This is a genomic window from Streptomyces sp. NPDC054813 (assembly GCF_053611365.1).
Window position 1 is genome coordinate 1 of the sequence record NZ_JBSHAF010000066.1, and the last position, 5,205, is coordinate 5,205.

Below are 5,205 nucleotides of genomic sequence, written 5' to 3' on the forward strand. Positions count from 1 at the left end.
GCTGTGAACCACTGGATTATTCCTTCGGTGGTTCCGCTCTCGTGGTGTCGTCCCGATTACGGGAAAACATTCACGGAGAGTTTGATCCTGGCTCAGGACGAACGCTGGCGGCGTGCTTAACACATGCAAGTCGAACGATGAACCACTTCGGTGGGGATTAGTGGCGAACGGGTGAGTAACACGTGGGCAATCTGCCCTGCACTCTGGGACAAGCCCTGGAAACGGGGTCTAATACCGGATATGAGCCGGGACCGCATGGTTCTGGTTGTAAAGCTCCGGCGGTGCAGGATGAGCCCGCGGCCTATCAGCTTGTTGGTGAGGTAATGGCTCACCAAGGCGACGACGGGTAGCCGGCCTGAGAGGGCGACCGGCCACACTGGGACTGAGACACGGCCCAGACTCCTACGGGAGGCAGCAGTGGGGAATATTGCACAATGGGCGAAAGCCTGATGCAGCGACGCCGCGTGAGGGATGACGGCCTTCGGGTTGTAAACCTCTTTCAGCAGGGAAGAAGCGAAAGTGACGGTACCTGCAGAAGAAGCGCCGGCTAACTACGTGCCAGCAGCCGCGGTAATACGTAGGGCGCAAGCGTTGTCCGGAATTATTGGGCGTAAAGAGCTCGTAGGCGGCTTGTCACGTCGATTGTGAAAGCCCGGGGCTTAACTCCGGGTCTGCAGTCGATACGGGCTAGCTAGAGTGTGGTAGGGGAGATCGGAATTCCTGGTGTAGCGGTGAAATGCGCAGATATCAGGAGGAACACCGGTGGCGAAGGCGGATCTCTGGGCCATTACTGACGCTGAGGAGCGAAAGCGTGGGGAGCGAACAGGATTAGATACCCTGGTAGTCCACGCCGTAAACGGTGGGAACTAGGTGTTGGCGACATTCCACGTCGTCGGTGCCGCAGCTAACGCATTAAGTTCCCCGCCTGGGGAGTACGGCCGCAAGGCTAAAACTCAAAGGAATTGACGGGGGCCCGCACAAGCGGCGGAGCATGTGGCTTAATTCGACGCAACGCGAAGAACCTTACCAAGGCTTGACATACACCGGAAACGTCTGGAGACAGGCGCCCCCTTGTGGTCGGTGTACAGGTGGTGCATGGCTGTCGTCAGCTCGTGTCGTGAGATGTTGGGTTAAGTCCCGCAACGAGCGCAACCCTTGTCCCGTGTTGCCAGCAGGCCCTTGTGGTGCTGGGGACTCACGGGAGACCGCCGGGGTCAACTCGGAGGAAGGTGGGGACGACGTCAAGTCATCATGCCCCTTATGTCTTGGGCTGCACACGTGCTACAATGGCCGGTACAATGAGCTGCGATACCGTGAGGTGGAGCGAATCTCAAAAAGCCGGTCTCAGTTCGGATTGGGGTCTGCAACTCGACCCCATGAAGTCGGAGTCGCTAGTAATCGCAGATCAGCATTGCTGCGGTGAATACGTTCCCGGGCCTTGTACACACCGCCCGTCACGTCACGAAAGTCGGTAACACCCGAAGCCGGTGGCCCAACCCCTTGTGGGAGGGAGCTGTCGAAGGTGGGACTGGCGATTGGGACGAAGTCGTAACAAGGTAGCCGTACCGGAAGGTGCGGCTGGATCACCTCCTTTCTAAGGAGCACTTCTAGGCTGCTTCGGCGGTCCAGAGGCCAGTACATCGGCGAATGTCCGGTGCTGGTTGCTCATGGGTGGAACGTTGACTACTCGGCACACTCGGTTTGCTTCTCCTCCTAGTACTGCTTCGGCGTGGAACGGATGAGGGAAGAGGCGAGGGTGTCGGGCACGCTGTTGGGTGTCTGAGGGAATGATTTCCCTCGATGCCGGCCCCAGTGAACTCGCCTGTGAGGGCGGGGTGATGGGTGGCTGGTCGTTGTTTGAGAACTGCACAGTGGACGCGAGCATCTGTGGCCAAGTTTTTAAGGGCGCACGGTGGATGCCTTGGCACCAGGAACCGATGAAGGACGTGGGAGGCCGCGATAGTCCCCGGGGAGTCGTCAACCAGGCTTTGATCCGGGGGTTTCCGAATGGGGAAACCCGGCAGTCGTCATGGGCTGTCACCCACTGCTGAACACATAGGCAGTGTGGAGGGAACGAGGGGAAGTGAAACATCTCAGTACCCTCAGGAAGAGAAAACAACCGTGATTCCGGGAGTAGTGGCGAGCGAAACCGGATGAGGCCAAACCGTATGCGTGTGAGACCCGGCAGGGGTTGCGTATACGGGGTTGTGGGATCTCTCTTTTACGGTCTGCCGGCCGTGAGACGAGTCAGAAACCGTTGATGTAGGCGAAGGACATGCGAAAGGTCCGGCGTAGAGGGTAAGACCCCCGTAGCTGAAACATTGACGGCTCGTTTGAGAGACACCCAAGTAGCACGGGGCCCGAGAAATCCCGTGTGAATCTGGCGGGACCACCCGCTAAGCCTAAATATTCCCTGGTGACCGATAGCGGATAGTACCGTGAGGGAATGGTGAAAAGTACCGCGGGAGCGGAGTGAAATAGTACCTGAAACCGTGTGCCTACAAGCCGTGGGAGCATCCTTGTGGTGTGACTGCGTGCCTTTTGAAGAATGAGCCTGCGAGTTTGCGGTGTGTTGCGAGGTTAACCCGTGTGGGGTAGCCGTAGCGAAAGCGAGTCCGAATAGGGCGATATAGTAGCGCGCTCAAGACCCGAAGCGGAGTGATCTAGCCATGGGCAGGTTGAAGCGGAGGTAAGACTTCGTGGAGGACCGAACCCACCAGGGTTGAAAACCTGGGGGATGACCTGTGGTTAGGGGTGAAAGGCCAATCAAACTCCGTGATAGCTGGTTCTCCCCGAAATGCATTTAGGTGCAGCGTCGTGTGTTTCTTGCCGGAGGTAGAGCACTGGATAGGCGATGGGCCCTACCGGGTTACTGACCTTAGCCAAACTCCGAATGCCGGTAAGTGAGAGCGCGGCAGTGAGACTGTGGGGGATAAGCTCCATGGTCGAGAGGGAAACAGCCCAGAGCATCGACTAAGGCCCCTAAGCGTACGCTAAGTGGGAAAGGATGTGGAGTCGCACAGACAACCAGGAGGTTGGCTTAGAAGCAGCCACCCTTGAAAGAGTGCGTAATAGCTCACTGGTCTAGTGATTCCGCGCCGACAATGTAGCGGGGCTCAAGCGTACCGCCGAAGTCGTGTCATTGCGATATATACCCCCAACGGGGATCGTGATGGGTAGGGGAGCGTCGTCTGCCGGGTGAAGCAGCCGCGTAAGCGAGTTGTGGACGGTTGACGAGTGAGAATGCAGGCATGAGTAGCGATTCACACGTGGGAAACGTGTGCGCCGATTGACTAAGGGTTCCTGGGTCAAGCTGATCTGCCCAGGGTAAGTCGGGACCTAAGGCGAGGCCGACAGGCGTAGTCGATGGATAACCGGTTGATATTCCGGTACCCGCTGTGAAGCGTCAAACATCGAACCAGGCGATGCTTAGTCCGTGAAGCCGTTCCGGACCCTTCGGGGAATGGAAAGTGGTGGAGCCGACGAACCAGACTTGTAGTAGGTGAGTGATGGGGTGACGCAGGAAGGTAGTCCATCCCGGGCGGTGGTTGTCCCGGGGTAAGGGTGTAGGACGTCAGGTAGGTAAATCCGTCTGGCAATAGTCTGAGACCTGATGCCGAGCCGATTGTGGCGAAGTGGATGATCCTATGCTGTCGAGAAAAGCCTCTAGCGAGTTTCATGGCGGCCCGTACCCTAAACCGACTCAGGTGGTCAGGTAGAGAATACCGAGGCGTTCGGGTGAACTATGGTTAAGGAACTCGGCAAAATGCCCCCGTAACTTCGGGAGAAGGGGGGCCAGTCCTGGTGACGGAATTTACTTCCTGAGCTGGGGGTGGCCGCAGAGACCAGCGAGAAGCGACTGTTTACTAAAAACACAGGTCCGTGCGAAGCCGTAAGGCGATGTATACGGACTGACGCCTGCCCGGTGCTGGAACGTTAAGGGGACCGGTTAGTCACATTTCGGTGTGGCGAAGCTGAGAACTTAAGCGCCAGTAAACGGCGGTGGTAACTATAACCATCCTAAGGTAGCGAAATTCCTTGTCGGGTAAGTTCCGACCTGCACGAATGGCGTAACGACTTCTCGACTGTCTCAACCATAGGCCCGGTGAAATTGCACTACGAGTAAAGATGCTCGTTTCGCGCAGCAGGACGGAAAGACCCCGGGACCTTTACTACAGTTTGATATTGGTGTTCGGTTCGGCTTGTGTAGGATAGCTGGGAGACTTTGAAGCGGCCACGCCAGTGGTTGTGGAGTCGTCGTTGAAATACCAGTCTGGTCGTGCTGGATGTCTAACCCGCGCCCGTGATCCGGGTGGGGGACAGTGTCTGATGGGTAGTTTAACTGGGGCGGTTGCCTCCTAAAGAGTAACGGAGGCGCCCAAAGGTTCCCTCAGCCTGGTTGGCAATCAGGTGTTGAGTGTAAGTGCACAAGGGAGCTTGACTGTGAGACCGACGGGTCGAGCAGGGACGAAAGTCGGGACTAGTGATCCGGCGGTGGCTTGTGGAAGCGCCGTCGCTCAACGGATAAAAGGTACCCCGGGGATAACAGGCTGATCTTCCCCAAGAGTCCATATCGACGGGATGGTTTGGCACCTCGATGTCGGCTCGTCGCATCCTGGGGCTGGAGTCGGTCCCAAGGGTTGGGCTGTTCGCCCATTAAAGCGGTACGCGAGCTGGGTTTAGAACGTCGTGAGACAGTTCGGTCCCTATCCGCTGCGCGCGCAGGAATATTGAGAAGGGCTGTCCCTAGTACGAGAGGACCGGGACGGACGAACCTCTGGTGTGCCAGTTGTTCTGCCAAGGGCATGGCTGGTTGGCTACGTTCGGGAGGGATAACCGCTGAAAGCATCTAAGCGGGAAGCCTGCTTCGAGATGAGTATTCCCACCCACTTGATGGGGTAAGGCTCCCAGTAGACGACTGGGTTGATAGGCCGGATCTGGAAGCACCGTGAGGTGTGGAGGTGACCGGTACTAATAGGCCGAGGGCTTGTCCTCAGTTGCTCGCGTCCACTGTGTTGGTTCTGAAACCACGAACAGCCCCATGCCCTGGGCCACAGGGTGTGGTGCGGCTGAACAGTTTCATAGTGTTTCGGTGGTCATAGCGTGAGGGAAACGCCCGGTTACATTCCGAACCCGGAAGCTAAGCCTTACAGCGCCGATGGTACTGCAGGGGGGACCCTGTGGGAGAGTAGGACACCGCCGAAC

General features: G+C 57.6%; 3 rRNA genes. All 3 read left to right on the plus strand.

The features are described 5' to 3' along the window. Positions 1 to 69: 69 nt before the first annotated feature. The 3 genes from ACWGJB_RS49725 (at position 70) to rrf (ending at position 5,205) form a co-directional block, all read left to right on the plus strand. A 16S ribosomal RNA gene (locus tag ACWGJB_RS49725) occupies positions 70 to 1,594 on the plus strand. A gap of 295 nt (positions 1,595 to 1,889) precedes the next feature. Continuing rightward, positions 1,890 to 4,995 (plus strand): 23S ribosomal RNA (locus ACWGJB_RS49730). Between the two features lie 93 nt (positions 4,996 to 5,088). Next, positions 5,089 to 5,205: ribosomal RNA gene (gene rrf / locus ACWGJB_RS49735) — 5S ribosomal RNA — on the plus strand. The 16S, 23S and 5S rRNA genes sit together here, the layout of an rRNA operon.